The 25,399-nt window shown below is 43.7% G+C and carries 20 protein-coding genes and 1 CRISPR repeat array; of the genes, 11 read left to right on the forward strand and 9 right to left on the reverse strand.

Annotated elements, in window-relative coordinates:
- Positions 1-41: 41 nt before the first annotated feature.
- Entirely contained in the window at positions 42-1,973 is a 1,932-nt protein-coding gene (locus tag ACT7WV_RS16440; protein WP_445103906.1) for an ABC-F family ATP-binding cassette domain-containing protein, read from the reverse strand.
- A 641-nt stretch (positions 1,974-2,614) separates the two neighbouring features.
- Entirely contained in the window at positions 2,615-3,058 is a 444-nt protein-coding gene (locus tag ACT7WV_RS16445; protein ID WP_445103907.1) for an RNA recognition motif domain-containing protein, read from the reverse strand.
- A 913-nt stretch (positions 3,059-3,971) separates the two neighbouring features.
- Here ACT7WV_RS16445 and ACT7WV_RS16450 point away from each other — a divergent pair.
- Positions 3,972-4,472 carry an acyl-CoA thioesterase gene (locus tag ACT7WV_RS16450; RefSeq protein WP_445103908.1) on the forward strand — a complete coding sequence of 167 codons (501 nt, stop codon included), beginning with the start codon at positions 3,972-3,974 and terminating at the stop codon, positions 4,470-4,472.
- 265 nt (positions 4,473-4,737) lie between these two features.
- On the opposite strand, the gene ACT7WV_RS16455 is transcribed toward ACT7WV_RS16450, so the two are convergent.
- Positions 4,738-5,409, reverse strand: a complete 672-nt coding sequence (locus ACT7WV_RS16455; RefSeq protein ID WP_445103909.1) for a hypothetical protein — start codon at positions 5,407-5,409, stop codon at positions 4,738-4,740.
- A gap of 388 nt (positions 5,410-5,797) precedes the next feature.
- Positions 5,798-8,323, reverse strand: a complete 2,526-nt coding sequence (locus ACT7WV_RS16460) for a DNA-directed RNA polymerase subunit alpha C-terminal domain-containing protein (protein ID WP_445103910.1) — start codon at positions 8,321-8,323, stop codon at positions 5,798-5,800.
- Positions 8,324-8,692: 369 nt separating this feature from the next.
- Between ACT7WV_RS16460 and ACT7WV_RS16465 the strand changes: the two genes are divergently transcribed.
- Positions 8,693-9,235, forward strand: coding sequence for a hypothetical protein (locus tag ACT7WV_RS16465; RefSeq protein ID WP_445103911.1), 543 nt, complete (start codon positions 8,693-8,695; stop codon positions 9,233-9,235).
- 48 nt (positions 9,236-9,283) lie between these two features.
- On the opposite strand, the gene ACT7WV_RS16470 is transcribed toward ACT7WV_RS16465, so the two are convergent.
- The 5 genes from ACT7WV_RS16470 to ACT7WV_RS16490 all read right to left on the reverse strand — a co-directional run bounded on the left by ACT7WV_RS16470 (position 9,284) and on the right by ACT7WV_RS16490 (position 13,654).
- Positions 9,284-9,982, reverse strand: a complete 699-nt coding sequence (locus tag ACT7WV_RS16470; RefSeq protein ID WP_445103912.1) for a Crp/Fnr family transcriptional regulator — start codon at positions 9,980-9,982, stop codon at positions 9,284-9,286.
- Positions 9,983-10,008: 26 nt separating this feature from the next.
- Positions 10,009-10,806: a tryptophan synthase subunit alpha gene (gene trpA, locus ACT7WV_RS16475; protein ID WP_445103913.1), complete on the reverse strand. Its 798-nt coding sequence runs from the start codon at positions 10,804-10,806 to the stop codon at positions 10,009-10,011.
- A gap of 136 nt (positions 10,807-10,942) precedes the next feature.
- Entirely contained in the window at positions 10,943-11,263 is a 321-nt protein-coding gene (locus tag ACT7WV_RS16480; RefSeq protein ID WP_445103914.1) for a DUF3007 family protein, read from the reverse strand.
- Positions 11,264-11,288: 25 nt separating this feature from the next.
- Positions 11,289-11,501, reverse strand: a complete 213-nt coding sequence (gene ndhL, locus ACT7WV_RS16485; protein ID WP_445103915.1) for an NAD(P)H-quinone oxidoreductase subunit L — start codon at positions 11,499-11,501, stop codon at positions 11,289-11,291.
- A 779-nt stretch (positions 11,502-12,280) separates the two neighbouring features.
- The gene (locus tag ACT7WV_RS16490; RefSeq protein ID WP_445103916.1) at positions 12,281-13,654 is read right to left on the reverse strand and encodes a TniQ family protein; all 1,374 of its coding nucleotides are present in this window, start codon (positions 13,652-13,654) and stop codon (positions 12,281-12,283) included.
- 192 nt (positions 13,655-13,846) lie between these two features.
- Between ACT7WV_RS16490 and cas6 the strand changes: the two genes are divergently transcribed.
- From cas6 to ACT7WV_RS16535, 9 genes are all read left to right on the forward strand, one after another.
- On the forward strand, positions 13,847-14,497 hold the full coding sequence (cas6, locus tag ACT7WV_RS16495; protein ID WP_445103917.1) for a type I-MYXAN CRISPR-associated protein Cas6/Cmx6: 651 nt from the start codon (positions 13,847-13,849) through the stop codon (positions 14,495-14,497).
- Positions 14,494-16,053 carry a type I-MYXAN CRISPR-associated Cas8a1/Cmx1 gene (cas8a1, locus tag ACT7WV_RS16500; protein ID WP_445103918.1) on the forward strand — a complete coding sequence of 520 codons (1,560 nt, stop codon included), beginning with the start codon at positions 14,494-14,496 and terminating at the stop codon, positions 16,051-16,053. The genes cas6 and cas8a1 overlap by 4 nt, the downstream gene beginning before the upstream one ends.
- Positions 16,054-16,066: 13 nt before the next feature.
- Positions 16,067-16,975 (forward strand): type I-B CRISPR-associated protein Cas7/Cst2/DevR, encoded by a 909-nt coding sequence (locus ACT7WV_RS16505; RefSeq protein WP_445103919.1) that lies wholly within the window; start codon positions 16,067-16,069, stop codon positions 16,973-16,975.
- A 2-nt stretch (positions 16,976-16,977) separates the two neighbouring features.
- Complete coding sequence (gene cas5, locus ACT7WV_RS16510) at positions 16,978-17,622, forward strand: type I-MYXAN CRISPR-associated protein Cas5/Cmx5/DevS (RefSeq protein WP_445103920.1); 645 nt, start codon at positions 16,978-16,980, stop codon at positions 17,620-17,622.
- Between the two features lie 558 nt (positions 17,623-18,180).
- Complete coding sequence (locus ACT7WV_RS16515; RefSeq protein WP_445103921.1) at positions 18,181-18,516, forward strand: hypothetical protein; 336 nt, start codon at positions 18,181-18,183, stop codon at positions 18,514-18,516.
- 175 nt (positions 18,517-18,691) lie between these two features.
- A CRISPR array of direct repeats spans positions 18,692-19,384; the repeat unit is 36 nt; unit sequence GTTTCCATTCAGTTAGTTTTCCCAGCGAGTGGGAAG.
- A gap of 531 nt (positions 19,385-19,915) precedes the next feature.
- Complete coding sequence (cas10, locus tag ACT7WV_RS16520) at positions 19,916-22,900, forward strand: type III-B CRISPR-associated protein Cas10/Cmr2 (RefSeq protein ID WP_445103922.1); 2,985 nt, start codon at positions 19,916-19,918, stop codon at positions 22,898-22,900.
- Positions 22,901-22,902: 2 nt separating this feature from the next.
- Positions 22,903-24,069, forward strand: coding sequence for a type III-B CRISPR module-associated Cmr3 family protein (locus ACT7WV_RS16525; protein ID WP_445103923.1), 1,167 nt, complete (start codon positions 22,903-22,905; stop codon positions 24,067-24,069).
- A gap of 2 nt (positions 24,070-24,071) precedes the next feature.
- The gene (gene cmr4, locus ACT7WV_RS16530) at positions 24,072-24,947 is read left to right on the forward strand and encodes a type III-B CRISPR module RAMP protein Cmr4 (protein WP_445103924.1); all 876 of its coding nucleotides are present in this window, start codon (positions 24,072-24,074) and stop codon (positions 24,945-24,947) included.
- A gap of 11 nt (positions 24,948-24,958) precedes the next feature.
- Complete coding sequence (locus ACT7WV_RS16535; protein ID WP_463424265.1) at positions 24,959-25,396, forward strand: hypothetical protein; 438 nt, start codon at positions 24,959-24,961, stop codon at positions 25,394-25,396.
- Positions 25,397-25,399 lie beyond the last annotated feature (3 nt).

The following is a 25,399-nucleotide window of genomic DNA, read 5'->3' on the forward strand; positions in this document are numbered from 1 at the left end:
CCACAGCTCAGTTTTGTTGCTTCAGATGTCGTGAAGCCAGATCAAGATTCCATCTCAGCTAATTCCATCCAACGCTCAGTTGCAGCCTCAATTGCCTGACCCAAAACTTCCAACTTTTTATAAAGTTCTTGGACTTGATTAACCTTACCAGGAGGAGCATTATAGAGTGCTTGCTCTGCTTCAGCTTTCTCGGTTTCTAGTTGAGCAATCTTACCTTCAAGTTCCTCAAACTCGCGTTTTTCCCAATTGGAAAGCCTGCGGGGTTTACCATTACTGGATTGTTGTTTCTTTGGCTGCTCATTTTTAGCTGATTCTACCTGTTTGGTCTGAGAATCAGCAATCTGTTGAGCGGCTGCGGCTTCTTGAGTCTTTTTGTAGTCTAGATAGACTGAATAGTTGCCAGGATACTGACGTAGATTGCCTCCCGACTCAAAGGCAAAGATTTTTTCTACACTGCGATCAAGAAAATAGCGGTCGTGAGAAACTGTAATTACGCAACCGTTGAAATCTTCTAAATATTCTTCCAGGACGGCAAGCGTCTGCACATCCAGATCATTGGTAGGTTCGTCCAGAATTAGGACATTCGGTGCACTCATGAGTACCCGCAGCAGAAATAAGCGGCGCTTTTCACCACCTGAGAGCTTATTAATGGGTGAATACTGCTGAGAGCCGGGGAACAAGAAACGCTCTAGCATTTGCGAGGCAGTAATCACCGTACCATCGGCGGTTTTGACTAATTCCCCAACTTCTTTGAGGTAATCAATTACTCGCTGATTATCATTGAGTGCTTCTAGCAACTCCTCTGAGTGCTGGTCGAAATAACCGATATGAATTGTCCCGCCAATGTCTACCTTGCCTGCATCAGGCTGAACACGCCCGGTAATAATATCCATTAAGGTAGATTTACCGGCACCGTTACCGCCGATGATGCCGACTCGGTCATCGGGGCTGAATTTGTAGGTAAAATCTTTGATCAGGGTGCGTCCATCGTAAGCCTTAGACACATTCTCTAATTCAATTACTTTCTTGCCAATCCGACGACCAGGAGTAGAAATCTCCACCCTAGCTTGAGTTTCTTTAAAATCAGTCGTCTGCATCTCGTGAATGCGGTCAATTCTGGCTTTTTGCTTAGTACTGCGAGCTTTTGGGCCTTGCCTGAGCCATTCCAACTCGCGGCGTAACACCCCTTGATGCTTACGAACGCTGCTGGCTGCTGCTTCTTCGGCTAAAGCTTTTTTCTCCAAATAGTAAGAATAATTGCCAGAATAGGTATATAGGTCACCCCGGTCAATTTCGAGAATCCGATTAGTGACGCGATCGAGAAAATAGCGATCGTGGGTAATCAGTAAAATTGCACCTCGATAACTATTGAGGTAACTCTGCAACCACTCCACTGACATTGCATCCAGATGGTTTGTCGGCTCATCCATCAACAACACATCTGGTTCTGAAAGTAGAGCCGCCGCTAGGGCAATCCGCTTGCGGTAGCCACCGGATAAATTAGCAATACGAGCATCAAAATCTTGAATACCTAGTTTGCTTAAAATAATTTTGGCATTGGTTTCCAGTTCCCAAGCACCCGTTGCTTCCATCTGCTGCGTCACATGGGAAAAACGAGCCATGAGTTGGCTATCGTCGGGATGATGAGACAATTTGTGTGACAATTCCTCATACTCTCGGATGAGGCTCATCTGATCGCCACTGTCGGCAAACACTTGCTGCAAAACTGTATGATTTTCGTCCAAGTCTGGCTGCTGCGGCAAGTAAACAATTCTCACTCCAGAATTGACTAAAAGTTGACCGCCGTCAATTGGCTCTAAACCAGCAATCATCTTCAAGAGTGTAGATTTTCCAGAACCATTGGTGCCAATTAAACCAACTTTATCAGTGGCATCTAGACTAAAACTGGCGTCATTGAGGATTTCCTTAATGCCAAAGTCTTTTTGAACGGATTGCAGCGTGAAGATACTCATTGAGTTTTTGTACCGTACAAACCCCTAATAAAGCAGGTTAACACTCAGCATCGGTATTGGAGCGAGGATCTGGTTAGACAGCAGTCGTTAGTTAACCTACTCTGAGCAACCTAGCCAAGAAATATTTTGACTTCTCCCTCGCTTGAAAGTCCAGGAGAAGTAGTAAATAGAAACTTGTCCTTGAGCGTAGCGAAGGAATGATTAATTGAAAAAGAAATATCGCTGTAGGCGCTTAACCTCGTCAAGCTTGGCGAATTTCTGTAACTTTAACTTATTCGTTAATTCTTTTACTGTTTTACTGAGGAAAGTTTTCCCTAAACTGGACAAGTCTTAGTACCGCTTTTGTCTAGGCATAAATCATTTACCGCTATTTATTTTTCTAATATTTATTCAGGATGTGCTGGCAGCATGGATCCCCCCTAATTAGGCAAAGTCAACTAGCGATACTCCTCTCTCGGCTAGACTGGCTAGAGAAGAGAGGAGTGTTGCCGAATTTTTTAAATTCCTAATCCTCTTGGGCGTCAGAGGGGACTCTATGTTCGTTAATTTCGAGATCAACAAGCGGCTTTTACCTTAACCAATACCAAATTCTGTGACAGGAGCAATTTTAATTCCTTCACAATTCAAGCAGAGGCTAGGAATCAGTTAGATTGAGCTGCTAAGCGCTCTTTAAGCATCGCTAACTGGTCAGCCCAACGAGGATCCGGTTGCACAGCTCCTGCTTCTGGCGCTTGGCTTTGAGCACCACGCCGAGGCTTTTTGTTACCTGCACGGCGTGGAGCGGGATTGTTGCTAGCTGGGGCTTGCTGTTGTTCCTCATCACCTTGACTCTTCGAGCGTGGCTGAGCTTTTTCGACTTTCAAGGCAACATCTTGGAACATGTGACCATTGAATTTTTCGATGATCTCATCAGCCATCTCATCTGTTGGCACAGTAACAAAACCAAAACCCCTACATTTTCCGGTTTTACGGTCTTTTATAACTTTGGTAGAAACCGAGTCACCAGCTTCTGCAAAGATAGCGTGCAGTTCATCGCGGTTGATTTCTTCTTTTGGCAAATTGCCTACATACAGACGAACAGACATGAGAGATACCTCCAGATTTGGATTAAAAAAAACTTGCTCGCACCAGTGGCTAAGCTGCTTCAAGATGGATATTGTTGGCGGACAGTCCCCCTGTCCCGTCAACCTTTTGAAGATCTTTCCCAACTTAAACAGCACAAGCTGATGCAGTAAAATCAAACTACTCTTCTATACAATTCATCCGGAGTGGTGGCAACCAACTGTTAACTTATAGTTCATAATCAGCAGCTTTATAGCTAAATAGCTAACGGTCTTCCCTTGGCTCCGAGCTATTACAGAATGTTTACACTTTTAATAAAGTAACATGCTCTTAAGTCCGCAAGCTATTATAACAGCACATATTTCTTACTTTAGTCATAGCTTGCCATAATTTTGTCTCCCAAAAAATACCTAACTGTTAAAATCTCTTACCGTAGGGTGACGTAGACCTTTAGTATGTTTTAGATGTTCATTGCTAAAAATGGTCTTCTTAAGCTCGAGCTTCTAGACTGGCTCAGATAAATTCTTGGTGCTGCAATCATCAAGATTTTCTCAAAATTAGATAGATAGTTATAGTTCGCCACACCCCTACTTAACCGCACATGACGTGAGGGATGAAGAATATTCCTGCCTTGGGAAGTAAATTTTCTTCTAAATTAAATGCCAACTATCTAAGCTCTTATAGCGCTGCTGCCGATCAAGGTTCAACTTTTAGATAGACCATATTTTAGTACTTCAAGCTACCGCCTCTGAAACTAATCCTATGCCAAGGGCGAGTAGCACCTGACTAGACAGTATAGCATTTAATAGCTAATACCCCAGTTAATACCAATAGCTGGCTACTTACCTCTAGTCACATATGGTGCTATCTAAATAATAATTGGGAGTGTTCGATGAGGCAAAAACGAGCGCTAACTTCCACAAAACAATTACTAACATGTCTGACAAACAAGAGAATTCAGCCCAACTGCCACCTAGCAGTGCCATCCAAGCAGATTTTCTGAGGGCTACCACTGAGCATTGGTTTGAATACCCTGTGGTCGTTCATCCCCACCACACTGATTATGCTGGTATTGTCTGGCATGGCACCTATATTGCCTGGATGGAAGAGGCAAGGATTGAATGCTTGCGCTCCATCGGTATTGATTTTGCTGACTGGGTAGCTTTAGGGTGCGACTTACCCGTAGTAGAGCTTTCGCTACGCTACCACCGCTCGCTGCGGATGGGTATGGCAGCCGTGGTGAAGACACGTATGGTTGAAATCGAAGGTGTCCGTATTAATTGGGATTATCAGATTCACTCGACCAATGGAGAAGCAATCTTTGTCACGGGTCGCGTCACGTTAGTAGCAATTGATCTAGAGAAGGGCAAAATTATGCGGCAATTACCGCCTACAGTGAAAGATGCGCTAGTTAAGCTGTCTTTCGATTCTGAATGAGCAGTCAACATTTCTTTCAGCTTGGATGTCGTTTCTACTCCATTTTTTTAAGTGGAGTAGAAACGACCGCTCTTGACCAGAGGATTTAGCCAATAGTTAATAGAAACGGGAAATTGAGCTGTAAACACCACAATTCGGCTTACAGGCCCAATTTTTCCTCAACTACTCAAGGATTTAACTATTTTCTATTAACCATCTAGCTGGCTAAAAACCAAGAAACAGGGTCTAAGTTGGAGAATTTTGCGGCACAAACAAAAAGTATTTGTTATCTGTCGTAGTCGAGTTGCTCGTAACGTCTGTCTTCATACTGAGGGTGTACAAACTCAGAGCGGCGTCTGGTTGGTACTACAGGCGGGAGAGCATTATAGGGCGGCTGTTGTACCACATAGGTTGTACGTGGTGGTCGTTGTTGTCGTGCAAACAAAGCTAATGCTCCCACCACAACAACACCACCACTCATGGTGATAGCCATGCCTCCTAGCGCCCAGACAATGCCTGAAAGCAAGGGATTATCAGGTTGCTCGACTTCTGGCTGTGGAACGCTGGCAGTTGCTGGCGCTGTTTGATCCCAAGGGCTTAAAGTATTCGGATCAGAAGGCCGTACTGTTAGCTTGTCAATGACCTGCTGCTGATTTTGTACTAAGAACTTGAGCTTTTCCGTCTCATTACGTTGTTGCTCAAGCATCGCTCTGAGTTGCTCAGTATCAAGCCGTTGCTGTTCTAAATTATAGGGATTGGAACCCGGTGAGGCTGGGGTTGGCGTCTGGGGGTTCGTCAGATATGAATTATAAGGGTCATATGTACTGTTAGGTGAGATTGGTAGTTGCGGAGAAGGGGGCAGATTGGTAGCGCTGAGATTGCCTCCTCCCTTAATCATAAAGAGGACTGCCACCCCAGCGAAGGCAGCCCCCGTTAGGAATGCCATACTATCACTCATCGCTGTTGCCTCTGAAACTGGGACTTAATCATAAGTAGTTCTAATGGATGCACTCTGACACTCATCACACTTTGACTTTACTAGACTTGGGCTAGTAGACGATTTCTTTGAATTGGTGGGGGCGATTGCTTTTCCCACTCGGCGTCTGCTTTTCAATTCAAAACTACATTTGTTAAATTGTCTACCTTAAGGAATTTTTACTCATTACTCGGTCTTGAGCAACATTCCTTAGCTGAATCGATATCTATGCCGGAATAAGGTCTGTATAGGTTTGTAAAATTTTACTTACCCTCAAAACTTAACTGCCAGCCAAAACCCCCTAAAAGGTAGTAGCTCTTTTAAGTTACCATTGCGCCCGACTTAAGATGATACTCCATTACTTGAGATTTTATTGCCCAAGACCCAGCAAACAAGTTGAATTGTATTTGTCTAAATTACTAGAATATTTATTGTGGTGATTACTCATTAGAGTGAACTTTCTCGATTTAGACGAGTTAAATCCTTGAAACAAAGGACTAGCATTAAGGTATAAATTCAAGGTTTTGTAATCATAGCTTCGCAACCTTAAGTCGCCTTGCAACTCATCTATAGTTAATGGTTTTACTTCTAATTTAGACACCAATAAATTAAGTAGATTTGTGTCAGGTAATTCGTAAATTTTACCGGCAACTCCGTAGATATTACTATAGCCAAATTTCTGAAACAAGTTTGAGTATAGATTTAAGTTACTTGTTATGGTGATACGACTCACCGAATAAGACTTACTTAGTTCAGCATAGATATCATTGGCATCTACAGGTAAAGGCTGTTTATTTAAGTAATCAAATAAAACTTCGCGAAAGTGACTGTATTCCATAGTTCCCCACTCTCGTAGTGCATAGATACCCATTCCACAACGGATAATATCAGGATGACGCTCAATAGCAGCCTGTGCTGCTCGATGAATATTTTCTGTTTGCCAGTCTGGTTTTAACTGCTTAATTTGCTCCGCTATCTGAGTAAAGTGAAGCGGTTTTTTCGCTTGATAGAGGACATAGTAGGCGTAGTCTTTAATATTCCAAACTTGGGTGCTGAAGATTCCGGCTATATTCTGATAACAAAAGTTATCAATCAAAGTATTGGCTAGTTTTTCAAGATCGGGAATATCTTGAGGTAAATTAGGTAGAATCAATTCTTTAAGCTGAGAACGGTAGCTAATTTTTTGGTTTGACAACAGCTTATTGATCATTGCTTGGCTTTCGGACAAAGCTGCTTTGCTAATCGGTGCTGTGTATAAAAACTTATTTTCCCCGATTCTAATAATATTAATTGTTGTACTAACTTCGATAAGTAAGAGAATAACAGATGGCAAATGAACTTCACCAGAGGGATAGCGTTGCTCTACGACCGCACACAAATCTTGTAACTTAATAAAGTACCCGTTAGAAGAGAAAACATCGTTTACTAATTTCCGTAGTTGAAGCAAAGCACCCATGTTTTGGAGGGCTGCTAGCTTTTTCTTAGATTTATGCTCAATCTGTCGTATTGTTTCCCGTGTTAGCTTGAGTTCCTTGCCAATTTCTTTAAGAAGCTTTGGTTTCCCATTTTGCAAGCCTAATCGCTGTTTGAGAACAAACCTTTGTCTTGCATTTAATAGACTAAAACAATCATTAATCTCTTCAGAAACAGTGTCAAAACCTTTTGAATGTATTTTTTTTGCCACAATCGCTTGAAGAGTTTTTGTCCGTTCATCTGCAGAAATTCTTGACAAAATCTGACGCGGGTATAGTTCAAGCAACTTTAATGATGACCACTGATATTTGGTCAAGACTTTGATTTGTGTAAGCCAGGATAATGTAGACAACCAATCCAAATAACCTTGAGGAGCATTTTGTAGTTCTTTAAAAGGATCCAGTGCTTCTTTCAGTTCTGCATATTGACGAGAATCTAGAGCGAGTTTACCATCTTCAAAAGCATCAATTAATTGTTCAACAGCAGAATATTTATTGATGAGCTTTTGTAAGTTGTAGGATAGAGACAAGCAACGTGTAGGTATTTGCAAAGCAGTAGTCTTAGACCACTTAGGTTGTGCAGAAATTTTTTGAGTTGGTAAAAACCCGATTTTCGATTGAAAGCGCTGTAGTACTGTTCTTACTTCAGACAATGAAGTTTGACCAAAATTGCTGATTTTTAGCAAGTCTTCATCGGAGCAGCTGAGTAACTCTCTAACAGTGTTAATCCCGGCTCTTTTCAAACAATGGAAAGCGCGGGTAGACAGATTTAGCTCGTCAATTTGTGAATCAAGACCAGTGTTTTGCTCTTGAGTAGTGTTGACAATAGAGTCACTAGGCTGAAATGCGGTTTTTGATTTGGCTACTTGTGGTTGCAGAAAGGTTTTAAAGTCAGCAAGTGCGGTTCTAACCTTGGTTAGTGAAGCTTGGCCAAAGTTCTTGAGTCCTAGTAATTGTTGTTCTGAACAAGCTTGTAACTCTTTGACAGTATTAATATCAGCTCTTTTCAAGCAGGTGTAAGCGCGAAAAGGCAAATTAAGTATTTCAAGAGGTAAATCTCTTGAATCATGATCTGCAATTCCTTGATGCTGGTAAGGTTGAGATTTATCTTCCCGACTATCGAGGTTGTCTTCAACCCTAACCATTGCTTTGAGCTCTTCGTTAATTCCTGATGAGCTACTTTTCCTATACTCAACTAGTGTCCAACGATCAGAGATATGAGCAACTACTTGAGAATCGCGCATTTTGTGGAGTTTCAACAGTAATTTAGAAAAAAGGCTCGGTTTGGTGCGGCCTTGATATTGAGGCTGCGCCAGCAAATCGTCGAGAAGGGCAATCGAGGTTAAGCCATGGGGAGATCGCCTCAAAATGTGTATAACTACCTCAGAGTCAATTGACACTGTTTTAGTTCTTCCCTTTCTCATAGGTGCATCTCGCGTTTTTCGGAATATATAAGTATTTACCGGATAAATCTCAGCTATCCGGATTAGCGTGCTGAGTATATGTACTTATTTGGTTGTCCTTCGACCCGCAGCAGGAAGAAAGCTAGAGTGTCAGTAGCTTGATGTCTGCTGGGGTTTTACCGAAACAGAGGTCTGGATCCACTCAGGCAGTAAAGTATTAGTATCTACAGCTCAATAACTTTAGGTGTCATATACTTGCTGCATTCCGTTACCCTATTACCAAAGAAGTATTTTTCAGAATTACAGATAGTGATAAGCCCTATAGGGGAAGGAAAATCTCAATTCTAGATCTAAAATCCAACAGATAGAGTAAACCGGCAATTTTATCTAATGATTATCTCTACCGACTTATATATTCCCTTTCCTCGTCCGCTTGTTTTTGCCACTTATCGAGATAAGTTAATTGAGCTAATTCCTTATATGCCCAATGTACGTAGTATTGAAGTTAAATCCCGTCATCAAGAGAAGGCATTAGTTAATTGTGTTAATCAGTGGTACGGCGGCGGTGATATTCCTACTGGGTTAAGAACTTTGCTAAGCAAAGATATGCTCAAGTGGACAGAATACAATACTTGGAATGAGTCAGAATTTACACTCGTGTGGAGTATCAAAACTCACGCTTTTACTGAAGCAGTTCATTGTGTTGGTAAGAACCGTTTCTTAAGTAATGGTGAAGGAACTTCAATTGAAAGTCGTGGTGAATTAAAGATTAATCCGCATAAAATTGGCGGAGTACCGCAGCTACTAAAGAATAGAGTTGCTGGTGTTGTTGAGGATTTCTTGAATAAAAAAATCGAGCCAAATCTACTGCAAATGAGGGATGGAGTACAGCGTTATTTAGAATCCAAGACGGCTCAATCTAAATCTGCATAAATACTTTGTGCTAGTTCTGTATCTAGTAGGTTGGGGATTAAAACTTAATTAAATATCAATATCAGAGGCAATTGCAGCTAAGCCTTCCCAATTAAGTACCGTAATTTTGCCACTGCGGCTGTATTTAACCACTGAGTTAATACTCTTAAACAACCGCACACACTCTTCATAAGTAATTCCAATCGAGCGAGCAACTTGGTAATGAGGAAGTTGGATCTTCAAAAGCTGACCATTTGGACTTGGCTGTGTGCCATATCTAGTGGCAAAATACTCAATAAACTTAGCTAAGCGCACGACTGCTCGCTCGGAAACTAAACCATGTACCGTGTCGTGCAGCAACTGAAGTCGCTCATTGAAGACGCTCAATATTCCCAGGGCAATTTCAGGAGTTTGACGAATCACTTCTAGTAAAGCCTCTCGTTCAACTGTCAAAATCCGACAATTACTCTCAGCAGTGACGGTTGCTGGGGCAATACTATTGCCAAACACAGCAGGTGCGGCAAAAATTTCTCCCGCTAGTAAGATGCGGATAACAGTTTCTTTTCCGGTTGCCGCGACTTTGGTTACACACAGGGAACCGTTGAGTAAACAGAACAACTTTGCAGGAAGGCGATCGCTTTCTTGGATGACAATTTCACCCCGACTATAGTCTTGCACGCAGCTTAACGGCTGTAGCTGTTCGAGTTCTGCTGGCTGGAGAGCCTCAAATACGAGAATATTCGAGAGTTCTTCAACCGTTGCCTGCATTAGGTTTGGTGGCTCTCACCTTATAATTACTCTCTAATAGCGGACTTCAGAGTTTGGCAAAAGTCACCAATTGCTGACAATCCCTCGGCTGGCGTACCATCTGCCAAGCGTTTGACAAAGGCACTACCAACAATCACTGCATCTGCGCCCCAGTTTTTTACCTGTTGGGCTTGTTCTGGCTGGGAGATGCCAAAACCAACGCCGATAGGCTTATCTGTCAAGGTACGCATCTGGGCCAGTATATCTTGTACTCGCGATTGCAACTGGCTTCTGATGCCTGTAACACCAGTAACGCTGACGAGATAAATGAAGCCTTGAGACTGTTTCGCGATCGCTTCAATTCTTGCTTGTGGTGAAGTTGGTGCAACGAGCAAAACTACTTCAATCCCAATTTCTGCCGCAGGTTTGAGTAGGGATTCGGCTTCCTCTAAGGGCAAATCCGGCACTACTAATCCTTGAATACCCACAGCGGCAATCTGCTTTAAAAATGATTCAATGCCTCGGTTGAGAATCGGATTATAGTAGGTAAACAGAATCAGTGGCGCTGTTAGATCTGGAGCAACTTCCTTCAGCATCTCCAGAACATCATCCAAGCGCACACCCTTTTGTAAGGCTCTTGTCGCCGCTGCTTGAATCGTTGGCCCATCTGCCAAGGGATCAGAGTAGGGAACGCCCAGTTCAATTATGTCAGCACCGGATTCGTCAAGCACCCGCAGGGCTTGGGCTGTCGTTGCCAAATCTGGATCACCAGCAGTAATGAAAGGAATCAGGGCGCACTGGGAAGAATTTTTCAGGGACTTGAAACAGTCAGAAACTTTGGTCATTAGTCATTAAGTAGGTAGGCACAAATAAACAAAGGCATGTCAACAAAAGTTAAAAGAGTAAAATCTTCTTTCCCAGTTCGGCTGAGCGCTCACGTCGAAGCCCTGCCTTACCTCAAAGACAAATGAACACGCAGTATCAATTATCCCCTGCCTTAGAACGCTCTTCCTGTTCAATTTCTGCTTGCAGTTGAGCAAGTTCTTCCGGTGTCATTTCTTCAAAGCGCTTTTGCAACACAGCATCTTCGTAATCTTTGAGTTGCTGGTTGTAGGTCATATTTTTCGTTCCGACTCGGAACAAATAAGTCAGCAGCCAGCCTACTAAGCCGCCCACTAATAGCGCCTGACTCCAGATTCCTGCCTTTAGGCTATCCAGCCCAGCCACCTGTAAGACTACATAGATAATCCCACCAGCAGCAAAGACACCGAAAGCAATCCCGATCGCGTCAATTCTTCGCATTTAATAATAATCTAGTCGATGCTGCTTACCCCTGCAGTTGACGCTTCTTAGGGCGAAAGTTCAGAAAGGGACTTAAGAGCAACAACCCTGGAAAGAAAAAGAAGACTAAAAAGTACATAAAGGCACGCTCAAAGGAGCTAGCAACGTACCATCGCTTTTGTAGGTAAAAATAGAGGGCAGCAGGAACTACTAATAGGTAGACTCCGCTCAAACTCAGGTACAGCAGTGCAAGAACCATAGTTTCTCAGTCCGGTCAAATAACGCCAACGCATTAGCTAAGCTAGTATATATTACTGTAACGCCTCCAAGGAGTCGCTCCAAATACTTAAATTCAACAGCTTTTAGTGCTGTTCTCAGCGCTAACTCAACTTAACTATTCTACATCTTGCTAGTTTTTTGAGCTAAATAGTTGCATATAAGTACCAGTTAATGGTGGAATAGATAAGTGCAGTTATCTGTTAAACTAGAAGACTGCAAACAACTGCATACGGGGGCGTGGCGGAATGGTAGACGCTACGGACTTAAGGAAATTGAGCACTGATAGAGAAATCTGTCAAGTGAATGCTCTCAAATTCAGGGAAACCTAAGTCTGGCAACAGATAAGGCAATCCTGAGCCAAGCCGAGTAGAGATATTCGGAAGGTGCAGAGACTCGACGGGAGCTACCCTAACGTTAAGCCGAGGGTAAAGAGAGAGTCCGATTCTCAAGAGCCAAAGGGCAGTGGCGAAAGCTACAGGAGAATGAAAATCCGTTGACCGTAAAGGTCGTGTGGGTTCAAGTCCCACCGCCCCCATCTAAGCTTAGGTCTGGCATTATCAAGTATTGTGTCACTACAAGCATAAGTTGTCCAAAATAGTCACTTTATGCTTGTAATTTGCTCTGGTCAACTTATGCTTGTAATTGGTCGAGTGCGAAGCAGTACGCGATTTAAAATTTGTTTTTGCGGCTGCGGCTTGCGTTATGCTTTAAAGTTTCTGAGCGTGCAATTTTAAAGCCTCGGAGTACTTAGGATCGAGCTTAAACGCCCAGCTGACACCTTGCTTGTTGTAAAGCAGCACGGACTTCCTTATCTCTAAAACATCCTGGTCGAGCTAGAGTTTTTGAAACATTAGCTTCACTCGGATATACGCCTTGAGTGTATAGATGTTGGACAGCCTGTTGAACCTCCTCACAGCACTGTTTAATTCGTTCAGCACGAGCTTCTTTCTTGTACTCAAGATACTGAGCTGAGATAGCTCTACATAGATCAGGGAAACGTCTACGGAGTACCCGCTTATCATACCCAAGACGTTTGGCTACTTCAGTCATCGGTGGTGCTGGTTCCTCATCTCCCTGAAGCACACCTTCCAACAATCGCTGCACTCGATTAAGGTCAGACTCGACGTTAGGGGGTTGAGTTAACTGTTTTACCAGTTGGGTCTGGGACAAGGTAGTCATTAGATTGAAATTTTCTTCGACCGTATCTTTGGTCAAGATATTTAGTACAGATGTTCTCAGACAATAACAGACTTTGAGAAGTACATTGAGTTGTGGCAAGACTTTCCCACTGTGCCACATCCACACTTTATTTTTGGGAATTTGGAGCAAACGGGCAAAAGCAGCTATGTTTCCTTCACTTACTTGAGCCACATAGGCACAAAAAGCTTGAGCTACCCTTTCCCGAAGTGGTGGCTGAGGTAAATGAGGTGCAGCGGCGAGTAATTCTCCAATGCTATTTGACACAAAAATTTGCCATACTAGCTCTTCCTCTCGTAATGCCTTGCTATCAGATTGTTCAGAATGAAAGGAGATGCCAAGCCATTTCAAGCACTTTGAACAATATCCTGGTTGTGAGTAAGGAGCTAGAGGAGGAAGTCGGCAGCGACAGTGAGGACACTGGAAATGTAGGCGCTTCCTATGCAGCGAACATAGTGTAAGTGCCTCTATTGACCAGATGAGAGGTTCATAGATTATCTGTTTTGTTGAGCGCCACTCCTCATAGCAGGCTGGACACCAGGCTCGTACAGGACGCAGTAACTTTCTCTGGGGAAGTACGTTAGTCCAGCTTATTAAGGTGAGGAAAGGTAAATCATTACGCAGCGTTAGTGTCTCCAGCGCCTGAAGTAAATCCAGCGCCATAGTGCCTGTCCCGTTTACGGCTCCTGTTAAGTTTCGAGTGCCGAACAGGTTAGTGCTTCTATAAACTTTCGGCACAAGTGGCACAATCTCTTTCGACAGCAAAATTCCTGGAAATACGCTATGAGACTCTGCCAGCCGAGTAATGTAGCTAGTTAAGCTTTCTACGAAAGGAGTTCCTACTCCCACAGGCGGTAAATGATAAAGACGGCTGCGTTTAGGTAACTGAGGCTTTTCTAGACTCCATAATTTTTCAGGATCAGGGTCAACTATCATCTTAATTCTTAAATTCAGTCAACCATTGTTTACGAAAAGTTTTAGGTTTGCCAAGAAACTCTAATTTTTTTTGAGTCAATCGATTTTGTTTGTCGGTTACTTTAAACTTAATTATCTTTTCCTAGAGTATTTGAGGTTTTACTTCCATAACATTCTACGGCACTCTTCAAAAACTAAATAAAATGAATCATCATGTTAACCGAGGATTGTCCCTATATAGACCTAGCTTTTTCCCTAAGAGGTGAAACCCTTCCTCTCGATAATGGCTACATAGTCTATTCAGCTCTTTCCCGTATCTGTCCTGCGGTTCATCAATTAGACAACATCAGCATTCATCCTATAGCAGGCATTGCTGAACCCTCAAAGCAACTTCGTCTCACGTCGCGTTCTCAGCTGCAAATACGCCTGCCTGTAGACCTAATTCCCTTGCTCTACGAATCTCTAGCTGGACAAACTTTCAGTATCGGTCACAACCAATTTTACTTAGACATTCCTCAACACAATCCTTTATATTTCTTCCCCAATTTATACTCTCGTCTCGTAATAATTCGACGTTTTCAAGAACCTCAATCTTTCCTAGAAGCAGCCAAACGTCAACTAGAACGCTTAGGCATTAAAGGAACTATTGCTCTTACCACTAGAGCCAACGGTCAACCCCAATGCCGACAACTTACTATCACCAACAAAACTGGAAGATTTGCTTTAAGAGGGTTCGGCCTACTTGTAACCGATTTAAGCGCGCAAGACTCAATCACCTTACAACAACATGGTATTGGTGGAAAGCACAAGATGATGTGTGGCGTGTTTGTCCCTTCAAGACACAACAAGAGGGAAGAGGAATGAAAACAACCACGCAACCCAAAATCCACTTCAGCCTCAGTGCTTCGGATACGACAATAATGCATCGTGCCGGGATAGTGGGACTGTGGATGACTCTAGAACAACTTGAACTTCAGTTTCCCACCCCTGCTAGTCGTCCAGGCAATCTGTCTTGGCTGCGGACTAACTATAGTATTAGCCTTGACTGGCAAGGAGAAGATTTCACAGTTTTAGATTGGTTGCTCAGACAATCATTTCAGATTAATGAAAAAGGACTGATCAGTTTAATTGGCTTGGATTCTTCATCGATGAATCTGATGAATCAAATCCATCTCCATCAAGCGATAGGAGCTACCTTTTTACGGCACAATCGATTTTATACATCAGGAAAACAAACTTCAGAAGATGTGGAGGTTAATGGTATTGGAGGAAACTTTCCCTACAAATACCAAAAGATAGAAGGGTATGCCCATCAAACTTTTGCTAACCGCCTCTGTGACGAAGCCGGACAATTACGAAGAAATTACATTCAGATTGTCAGTTGGATTTATCCAGGAGCAACCGTTCGTCATGCCAGATTAGATAAATATAATAAGCTAGAAGAAACAGTTGAATACGCTTTAGCGTTACTGTTTTTACCTGTTGTCTGCAAATATTTCATCTTACTTTCTAACACTACAAAAGTTGACACAAAACAACCAATCAAATATATTCTCGTCATTCCAGAAGTTACTAATTTAAAAACTACCGCTCAAAGATGTTGGGAGTTACGAAGCTTAGACTATAAAGATTTCCATGTAACGAGCTTGGGAGAAGCTGCCTTAAAACACTACAGCTATGACGAAATAGAGTACTTAAATGAGTATCACCAAGTTTGTCAAGCCTTGTTATACGAAAAATTGAATAAAGATTCAAGGCAAAGAAGTTTGGCGGATATTCAAGACCTAGAGATTCAGGGAAAGGTCATCTTAACTTATAAATTAATTGATGAGCATTTCTCACAAAATAGAGCCATTTGGAATGGAATTAAGTTGATTGTTAAAGCCAACTTAATTAAAGGAATAATGGCTGATAATTTAGTCAAAGGCTTACCTTGGTGGTCAGACTTTTGGGCAATTTTTAACCAGGATACATTGGGAGATTTATCTAAACAACTGGCGTATAACCGAGAAGGTTTAAGAAGCATGATTGAAACCGATGAAGAACTGGAAATATACAAATCTTTTATTAGAGCTTGCCATCAAGCCTTAAAAAAAATCTATGGCAAAATTTATGGCCGTACTCAGGAAGGAGAAATTCCTAGATTTGAACGAGAATACGAACGTATTAGAGGAGAACTAGGGCGATGCTATGACCAGCAATCTTTTAACAATTTTCTGTCTGATTTTCTCTCGAAAGCAGGTCTTAATCCTGCATTATATGATCAGTGGGAATCTATTTTGCCACTTTTGACGGGACAAGTTTCCTGGGAAAAATCTAGAAATTTAGTATTGATTGCCTTAGCAAGTTATAAACCGAGTCCCAAACCATCAGAAGAATCTAATCAACTTCCTGAGGTAACTACAGAAAGTCAATCATAGATTGATAAATATCATGTACCACTTATTCGGCAATCTATTAACTCATTATGGTTCTGCATCTCTAAATCACGGGCAATCAACAGGAAATGTTACTCATCTCCAGAAAGTCTGCTGGCACAACAAAATTCATTCTACAGTTTCTGGGGATGCGATTCGTTGGGCATTACGTTACTATTGGCAACAACAAGATTATGAAGTTAATCGCGTTTGGGATGCAGATACTTTCACACATCAATTAATCGATGAGAATTTTGACGCCGTTCGATTTATTGATGATGATGTCTTGGGTTACATGGGTATTGAAGCCGCGAAAGAAGAATTAATTGAAGAAGAATCGGCAACGCCGAGTAAAAAGAAAAAAATTAAAAAAACTAAAGGAACGTCAAAACCAAGACTAGGAGCGTTAGGCGTTAATCGGGCAATTTCCTTAATTCCCTACAATGGAAACATAACCTTTAATGCTAAGAGCGGAGCAAAAGACCGGACATCGCTTCATTTTCATGAATACCACAATACTCGTTATCAATATGGGTTGGCGCTAGACCCCCATCACCTTAAAGACAAGTCTCGAATTTTTGCTGTTATCGATGGATTGATGTCTATCCGTAAGGTAGGGGGACATAATAATGTGTTTTGCTACGATTTTTCCCCGGAAAGTCTGGTACTTCGCTGGACCCAGGAAAATTCACCCCACTTGTTTTACTGTTTTGAGCAACATCAATCAGAACCTACCATATCTTCTGATTTAATTGAACAAGTCGAAGTACAAGATATTGAGGGAAGTGAGTTGTGGATTGGTGGCAAAATTGCTAAGAATTTAGATATTAAAGATGCTCATATTTTTCCCGGTAGAAAACAAGCAGTTGCTGATTTAAAACGAGTCATTGCTAGAGATCTTAATTTAACTGATTTGTTACCCTGATCATGAGTGCGTTAGCCATCTACGTTGAGGTTCCTTTTGCTACCTTTCGCCAGTCTCACGGGAGAGAATACGGACAGACTTACCCTGTACCCCCTCCATCAACCGTATATGGAATGCTGCTTTCTTTGGTAGGTGAAATAGATACTGGCAAACACTGCGGAGTACAGTTGGCAATAGCCATGCTATCTCAACCAAGAAAATCTAAGGTACTTCGGCGGCTGCGGCGTTTTAAGGTAAAAGATTACAGTGATTCCAGAAATACCATACCTGAACACCAAGAAATTCTCACGGATGTCCAGTTTATCGTCTGGGTAGCACCTGGGACAGAGCAAGTATCACCGACTCTTTCTCAAAGGGTAGAACAAGCACTGATGCATCCTACTGCTGTGCAGCGTTTTGGTTGTTTGTACCTCGGAGAAAGTAATGATTTGGTTAATGTGGTGAAGCTAGTATCTGATGATTATCGGAGTGATGCTAGGCAATGGTTGGTTAGAGATAATCAAGGATTAATTACTCTACCTTATTGGGTTGACCACGTTGGCTCAAGGGAAACACGCAGGCTGCGTTATCAGTTGAAGGAAATATCTACCGAGTTTCCACCAGACTCTTCCTGGACAACAATTCAATCTCCCTGCAAGCATCTGTGAATGGTGAGTAGATTGAAGAGGAGAAAACGGCTGGAATGCTTATGTAGTAAGCGATTTAGAGCTTTAGTATCCGCTAAAGATGCTGGCAATTTGCTGAAAGCTTTATCTGGTATGAATTTCAGTGGTTGAGAGATTGACTAAATTGAACAATATTTGTAACTTTGGGCAGTTTCTCGAAGAGGTGCTTGTAAAATTATCTGTAAGCCCTTAGCTGACTAGGCGTTTGAGAAGGGCTGTGCTTCGTGGCTTTATGTCTATAGGCGTTGCTCAGAAATTTGCATCTTCACTTTACTTGGGGGGCGAACTTCTTGTGCTTCGTGGCTTTATGTCTATAGGCGTTGCTCAGGAATACAATCGCGATCAATGTTTTGAGCAGCAATCCGAGTGCTTCGTGGCTTTATGTCTATAGGCGTTGCTCAGACCAAAATTGAATGGACTGATGTAACCTGGAATCCCATTGTGCTTCGTGGCTTTATGTCTATAGGCGTTGCTCAGATTCTGATGGGTTTGATATAGAGCTTGTGATTAATGTGCTTCGTGGCTTTATGTTTATAGGCGTTGCTCAGTAACTATTTAAACCTGCGATCGCACCAACACAACAGCGCAATTATGCGATCGCATTCCATACGGTGTGTAGAAATTCCCACCGAAGCCAACGTTTCCATTCAATTAGTTTCCCCAGCGAGTGGGGAGTACCTGAGACGGAAGAATCAGTCTTTCAGCCATTTTCAGCGGTCGGGCGGTCGTTCCTCCTCTACTGAAATGAGGCTTCCCGACTGCGAAGAGGGTGATGAAGTCCTTCAGACTGACAAAGAACAACCCCACGGCTTGAGTAAGAAGCTGTGGGGTTTCCATTCAGTTAGTTTTCCCAGCGAGTGGGAAGTTTGTTGGTGATAAACTCCCAACGAGGAGACAACCAGTTTCCATTCAGTTAGTTTTCCCAGCGAGTGGGAAGAATTTGTCAGGGTGGTTGCTCCTATGCTCCCCCTGGCGTTTCCATTCAGTTTTTTCCCAGCGAGTGGGAAGAATGCGGGTGGGGGGTGTCTGTTCAGACTGTGGGACTTGTGGAGTTTCCATTCAGTTAGTTTTCCCAGCGAGTGGGAAGGGGTTTTGCAAGCAAGGCTAATGTCCTGCCTGTCGAAGCGTTTCCATTCAGTTAGTTTTCCCAGCGAGTGGGAAGCCTCTCACAGAAAAATGATTATGTCCTTGTTTGACTTGTGTTTCCATTCAGTTAGTTTTCCCAGCGAGTGGGAAGCAAGAGGAAAGCTGTCTTAACAAATGGAGTGGAATGTTTCCATTCAGTTAGTTTTCCCAGCGAGTGGGAAGGAAGCGACTCAAGCTCCCGACATCGGTTCTACACCAAGTTTCCATTCAGTTAGTTTTCCCAGCGAGTGGGAAGCCAGTGGAGCTCAGAAGCTCCACAGCCCGAAGAAAGTTTCCATTCAGTTAGTTTTCCCAGCGAGTGGGAAGAGTGACCGAAATTATTGGAGGGCGGAACTCCGTTCGTTTCCATTCAGTTAGTTTTCCCAGCGAGTGGGAAGAGTAGCCATTCAAGAGGTCGGTGTTGCCGCCCTTCAGGAAGGGTTTCCATTCAGTTAGTTTTCCCAGCGAGTGGGAAGTGCAGGTGATCCGCACCGATGGCAATTGCCTGGTTTCCATTCAGTTAGTTTTCCCAGCGAGTGGGAAGTCCATCCGTTCTTCAAACGGTTTAGAACGGCGCAAGAAAGTTTCCATTCAGTTAGTTTTCCCAGCGAGTGGGAAGAGTTCGTTCAGGGAGCCTTACGGAGACTGGGTTTCAGACGCCAAATCGACACCACTGACGAAATTATAATGCATCCTCCCCGAAATTGAGTCAAACACATACCTCAACCTCCCTCTGTGTAAGGCATCGACACCACTCAACGAAAAACAGAGGGTTTGGGCAATTTAGCGAGTGGTGTCGATGAACGTCTGAAAATTCCCCTCAAACCTAGATGCAATCATACTTTGGCGAGAATTGGGACGCTCCGTTTTTAATAAATGCAGGGGCTTGCACCTTAAGTGGAAAAAGAAGAAGTTCCCTTTCTTCCCTTCTGCTATCTGCTTTTCAACATAGGACATCTTAACCACGAATTAACTCACAAAACAATCCGGATAACAAGAAATAAATCTTGAAAGCCTCAAATAGATATAACTGCTAAAGCCATTTGTCTAGAAGAATCTAACTCACCTAAAAGATGTGAGTTCTCCGGGTTTTATCAGTTAAGCAAGTCACCCTCGCGCCAAAACCAATCACGTCAAGAGAATATCACCTGTGTCCGATACCTTCTGGCAAGCTAAAATCCGAGGGTTGCTTTACCAGCTTAACCTCAATGCTTTAAAGGAACACACGGGAAATGGGGCAGAACCCTTTTTCGAGGCTCTAGAAGCAATAATTAGGCAATCACCAGAGTTGTCATCACCTACAGCATCAGACGCCCACCTGATTAGTGAAGCTAGTGACCGTGCCGTTCTCAATGCCGCTGCCAAAATCACTCAGCTAACAACCAAATCTCAACCACTAACAGTCACCCATCTGCTATCTGGAAAAGAATTACCCTTATCTTTGGGTAATTCCTTATACGACAGTCTAAAACAAAAGGGTAAAACTGATGAGGAATTCCCGCCTGCTGCTAGGACAGAGATAGACACCAAGCAGCTTTTTTGGTGGCTGTGGCGTTGCTTACCCCAAGCATTTAGCCAAACCCAGGGTGAAGAATCCCTGCTAATGCCAGCAGCAACTATCCTGCCTGATGCTTCCCTGTGGAGTCATGCTAGTCTCACTGCGGCGATGGCTGGTGCTTTAACAGGTTATGAACGTCAATCAACTTCTAGGGAGTCTCAATCTCATCCGTATCTAGCCACCTTCAGCTTTTCCCCTGTCCAGGAACTGATTAAAGCCAGTCGCAAAATGCGAGATTTTTGGGCAGGTTCTTGGGTACTGCACTACCTCAGCGCCAAGATTTGCTGGAAGTTGGCGAATATCTATGGCCCTGATAGCCTAATTTATCCTAGCCTCTATCAACAGCCCCTGATTGACCACTGGTTGAGGCAAAAGTGGTCTGAGTTTCAGCCTTGGGTGAACCAACCGAGAGATTGTGCCTTACTTACCGCTGGCTTTCCTAATGTGATTGTCGTGCTACTTCCTGCGGAACAAGTCGATGATGCGATGCGTATTGCCCGACAAACCCTACGAAAGGAGTGGTCAAAAATTGGCAAGCTGGTGTTTCAGGAATTAGAAGACAGAAGATGGACGCGAGGGTTAAAGCCGGAAAGTCGCACCTGGAACGGCTGGCTTAAACATCAATGGCAAACCTATTGGAGTGCCTTGCCTATTGGTCTTCAAGGTCAACCTCTGATTCAGCCGCCAGTCTCAATGGCACAGGAAGCCTCCTTACAGCCTTGGTTAGAACAACTCAATCGCGTTTGCCACCTTGAAGATAACTACCAACTATTTCAGCCAGAAGAAAACCAGTTTATTCAGGCAGTTTACCAAAAAGACCCATCCGTTAGCGTTAATGTAGGGTCTTGGTGGCCTTATCTTTTTGACCAATTAAGATTTGCCGCTTCCACGGTTAAAAGTTGTCGGGTGTGGAGAATACCGACAGCCTTCTTACCCCGTTCTACCATCTCTGGTCTGGGGTCGGTTGTCTATCCTGAACCCCATCAAGAACCAACTCAAGGGGAGAACAACTATAAACCCGTCACTGAAGGTGATACTGATAGGTATTGGCAGCGAGACGCGGGACTTTTTGACGGGATTGAAGAACTCAACGCTAGCGAAACCCTCAAACGGGGATTGCACAGAGTTTTGCCGCAAATGCTATTTCCCCAGCAGCCGAAGAGGTGGGAGGAAAGATTAACTGAGTTTTACCCCGATTTGAGTTCCGGTGTCATTGGTTGGTTGCGTACTCACCCGGAACATCTTGGTTACTTTGTCGAAGCTTGCCAAGATGTTCAACAGACATTCAACTGGACACATCACAGCGATGAAAATTGGGATGAACCCCCGGCAAATCTACCTTGGGGCATTCCTTTTGTAGACGAAAATGAGAATTGGCCTAATTCCCGACTCCTCAATGCTGGCTGGTTAATTGATGACTTCCACCCCAAAAGCGAAAATCCTCAGCAACCCTTGACCCGCGAAGACCAAAAACGGGCAAAACACCAGGAACTAATCAAAGTCAGCAATAAAATTAACGAGTATTTTACCCCTGGTAATAATCCCACGGATTGGTATGTGCTGGCAGCCGGGGATGGAGACGGCATGGGCGAGTGGCTTAATGGCGAAAAATTGCTAAAGTACCAAGACTATATGCCAAAGGGTTCGAGTAATTCCCCCGCCTCTGACCCAGATATCCAAGCAATTAACAATGCCTTTAAGCAACTCCAGCAGCTCAAAAAGCGCATGGGGCCAAGTACCCACAACGCCCTCAGCCGCGCCTTATTAGACTTTTCCAACCAACTCGTTCCTTACCTGACTGAACGCCGCTATGCGGGACGCCTAATTTACAGCGGCGGAGATGATGTCCTGGCCTATACTAACCTCTGGGAGTGGGATAGTTGGCTGTGGGATATCCGTGAGTGTTTTCGAGGGGCAGATGACCCTTACCCAGACACTACCCAAAGATTTAAGAATCAAGGCGATTACTGGCAGTGGGATAACGGGCAAATCCCTACAGACACAAAGGATAAGCCACTGCTGGCGAAGCGTCCCCTCTTTACCATGGGACACCAAGCCACCCTCAGCTTTGGTATTGTCATTGCTCACCATTCTGTACCATTAGCGATCGCACTAGAGAATCTTTGGCAAGCTGAGGCAAGCGCCAAACAGCATAAGTGTGACAAGGGCAAAAAAGATGCTGTGCAAGTGCGGGTTCTTTTTGGCAACGGTAACGTTCTTCAAGCAACCAGTAAATTTGCTCTCTTCAACCAGTGGCGTGCTTTGCTCAACCATGAAGCCTCAGCTATTGATAGTGCACTGTTTGAGCAGGCGGCGCAACTGTGGAGACAACACCCAGCACCGATACCGAAAGCAATTGAGGCTTGGACTATTGCCTTTTGCAGTCGCCGTGACATCTTCCAAGGTAATCAATCAGCCCAAGAGAACTTCCAACAGCAGTTAGCCGACTACCTAGGGAATTTAACCTCAACCACTCTTCCATGCCAGCAGGATAGTGAAATTCAAAACTGGCTTAAACTCACGGCTTTCCTACTGCGCAATCGCCAAATTACCCTCAAGAAATGGCAGGGACAATGAGCATGAATTGGTACACTCTTACCCCCCTCGATATCTTACTATTCCGAGATGCCAAACCCTTCTCCCCTGGGGAACGGGCTTGGGCAGGCAGTGTATTTCCTCCCAACGGTTACGCCATTGCTGGGGCGTTACGGGGCTTAGTACAACAGAGTGTTGAAATTAATCTGATTGGTCCCTTTCTCTGCTATGACCAGCAGACTTTGTACTTGCCTACTCCCCTAGCCTACGACACAGTTAAGCCGATTGCGCCCCTAGTTCCTCTGCCATGGGATGAAAACCATCACCTCAGAGGTTTGCTTAGAACTGACCCAAAGCGACCACAACCTTTAGTCAGGGCTTCTTGGGTACGCAGTCCCAGAAACCAGGAGGGGGCACAGAAAGCTGAATTTTATCAGTATTTACCCTATGAGGTAATTCTAGATTACCTGAAGACTGGCAAAATTGCGCCAGAGAAGTTGGAGAAAAAAGACGAAAAGTCAAGCAAACCTTGGACAGTTGAAACCCGTCCCCATAACACGATTGAATCCGGTACGCGTTCGGTGCAAGATGCTGACGGTTATTTTGTGGAAAACGGGATTCGGCTTAAGGATAGATGGAGTTTAGCCATTGCGATCAACTGCTCACAAGAGATCGAAATCCCTGAACGTGCTATCTTGCGACTGGGAGGGGAAGGTCATCGGGTACTCTTAGAACAAGCACCTGGGCTAGCCAGTCAGTGGAATAACCTCAAGCATTTATCTGACGCTAATTTTGCCCAAGACCAAAAATCTTTAGCCTACCTGGTTACTCCCGGCGTCTTTGAACGTAGAGAGGCACCACCAGGGGATTTGGAACGTCAAGACAAGGGTATTCCTCTGTGTCAGGCATGGCCTTGGGAATGGCATCTTGCCTCTGGATGCAACAACTCTCAACGCCGGGGGCCATTAGTCAGTGTAGCCACAGACAAACCTGTACCAATTAGCTATCGCAGGCAGTACAACAAAACCAGTATTCCCGCCCCTCAAGTTTATGCTGCCCCAGCTGGTAGTGTCTATTACCTCAACTACCCGCATCGAGAGTTTGAGGGCAAGCCTTTGTTTCAAGACAGCCCCCAGAAATCGAAGCGAGTTCACCGCTGGCGGCAGTTAGGTTACTCACAATTGCTTTGGATTCCTTACCAACCCAACTAAAGATGAACATTGACTACATCTATTTATACTTGCTTTCTCCCCTGCACACTGGGGGAACAACTCAGGAAGGTAATTTAGTGGGAATTGCCCGCGAGTCCCACACCAATTTGCCCTACATTCCTTCGAGTACCATTCGGGGGCGATTGCGGGCTAGTGTTGGTAGAGAACCAGTTGAGAAGCGCATTAAACAAGTGCAACTCTTTGGGCCAGAGTTAAAAGATACGCAAGATAAGAATTTTTTGGAGTATTACGAAGCCGAAACCGATAAGAAGTTAACTCAGTTAGAACAAGGGGACATTTGGGTTGGAGATGGTTCAATTTTGTGGCTACCTGTGCCATCTTTTAGTCATGGAGTGGTTTGGGTTAGTTGCCCTTTGCTATTACAACGCTGGGCGAAGTTTAATTCTGGTGTAACAATCCCTGCTGATTACAGCACGAATTTGCCCAAGAAGTCTCCTATTTACCTTAAGGATGCGATTATCCAAGGCAGTAAGCTACAAACTTGGCAAGAGCAAGATTGGCAAAAATTTGTTCCGCAAACACCAGAAGCCAGTTCGATTAAGCGAGTGCTCGTCTTGCCTGATCAACACTGTGCCACACTAATCCAGATGAGTCTCTGGCGACAGGTAAAAGTAAAGCTAAATCAACACAAATCGGTTGAGGATGGATTCCGCTACGAAGAAGCAATTCCGCCAGATACTTTAATGTACTTTCCTTGGGGAACCACGTATCAAGCGAATGGTACAGCTAAGGCATCTCGTACCAGCTTTGAAGACATACTCAAGACGCAAGAGAATCAAATTCTCCAAATTGGCGGACAGGAAAGCTTGGGACGCGGCTTTGTCCAGTATTGGCTAGCTAACACAGCATCTAATTAGGGAAATCAATGATGACATTTGATCCACGCACCATCGCCACACCCGTTTATGAGACTTTAACTAAGTTACGCTCACGCTTCAACCCAGAAGCCAACGACTCAGAATCTGAAAAACAAGCCAAAAATGAACGCCTGAGACAACAAAAAGGTCAAGCTGTTGAACTTTATACTTATCTTTCTACCTGGGGCATGATGCGCCTTAAGGCTGAAGAAAAAGCCTTGAAAAATCAAGAAGGTAAGCAAGAAGTAGTCAAGCAATACTTTGCCTGTCTAAAAAAACTGGCAAAGTCTCCAAATACTAGAAATTTAGATAGCGATGAAGGGCTAAGGGAACTAACAGATCTAGACACAGATGAATATTTAGGACTAACAGGTTTAGGACTAGCTTTAGCTCAAGAGTTTAGCTTCTGGGCAACAGCTATTTATCAAGATATCAAGGAAAATAATTAGAAA

This window comes from Symploca atlantica LB2515, from assembly GCF_052546295.1.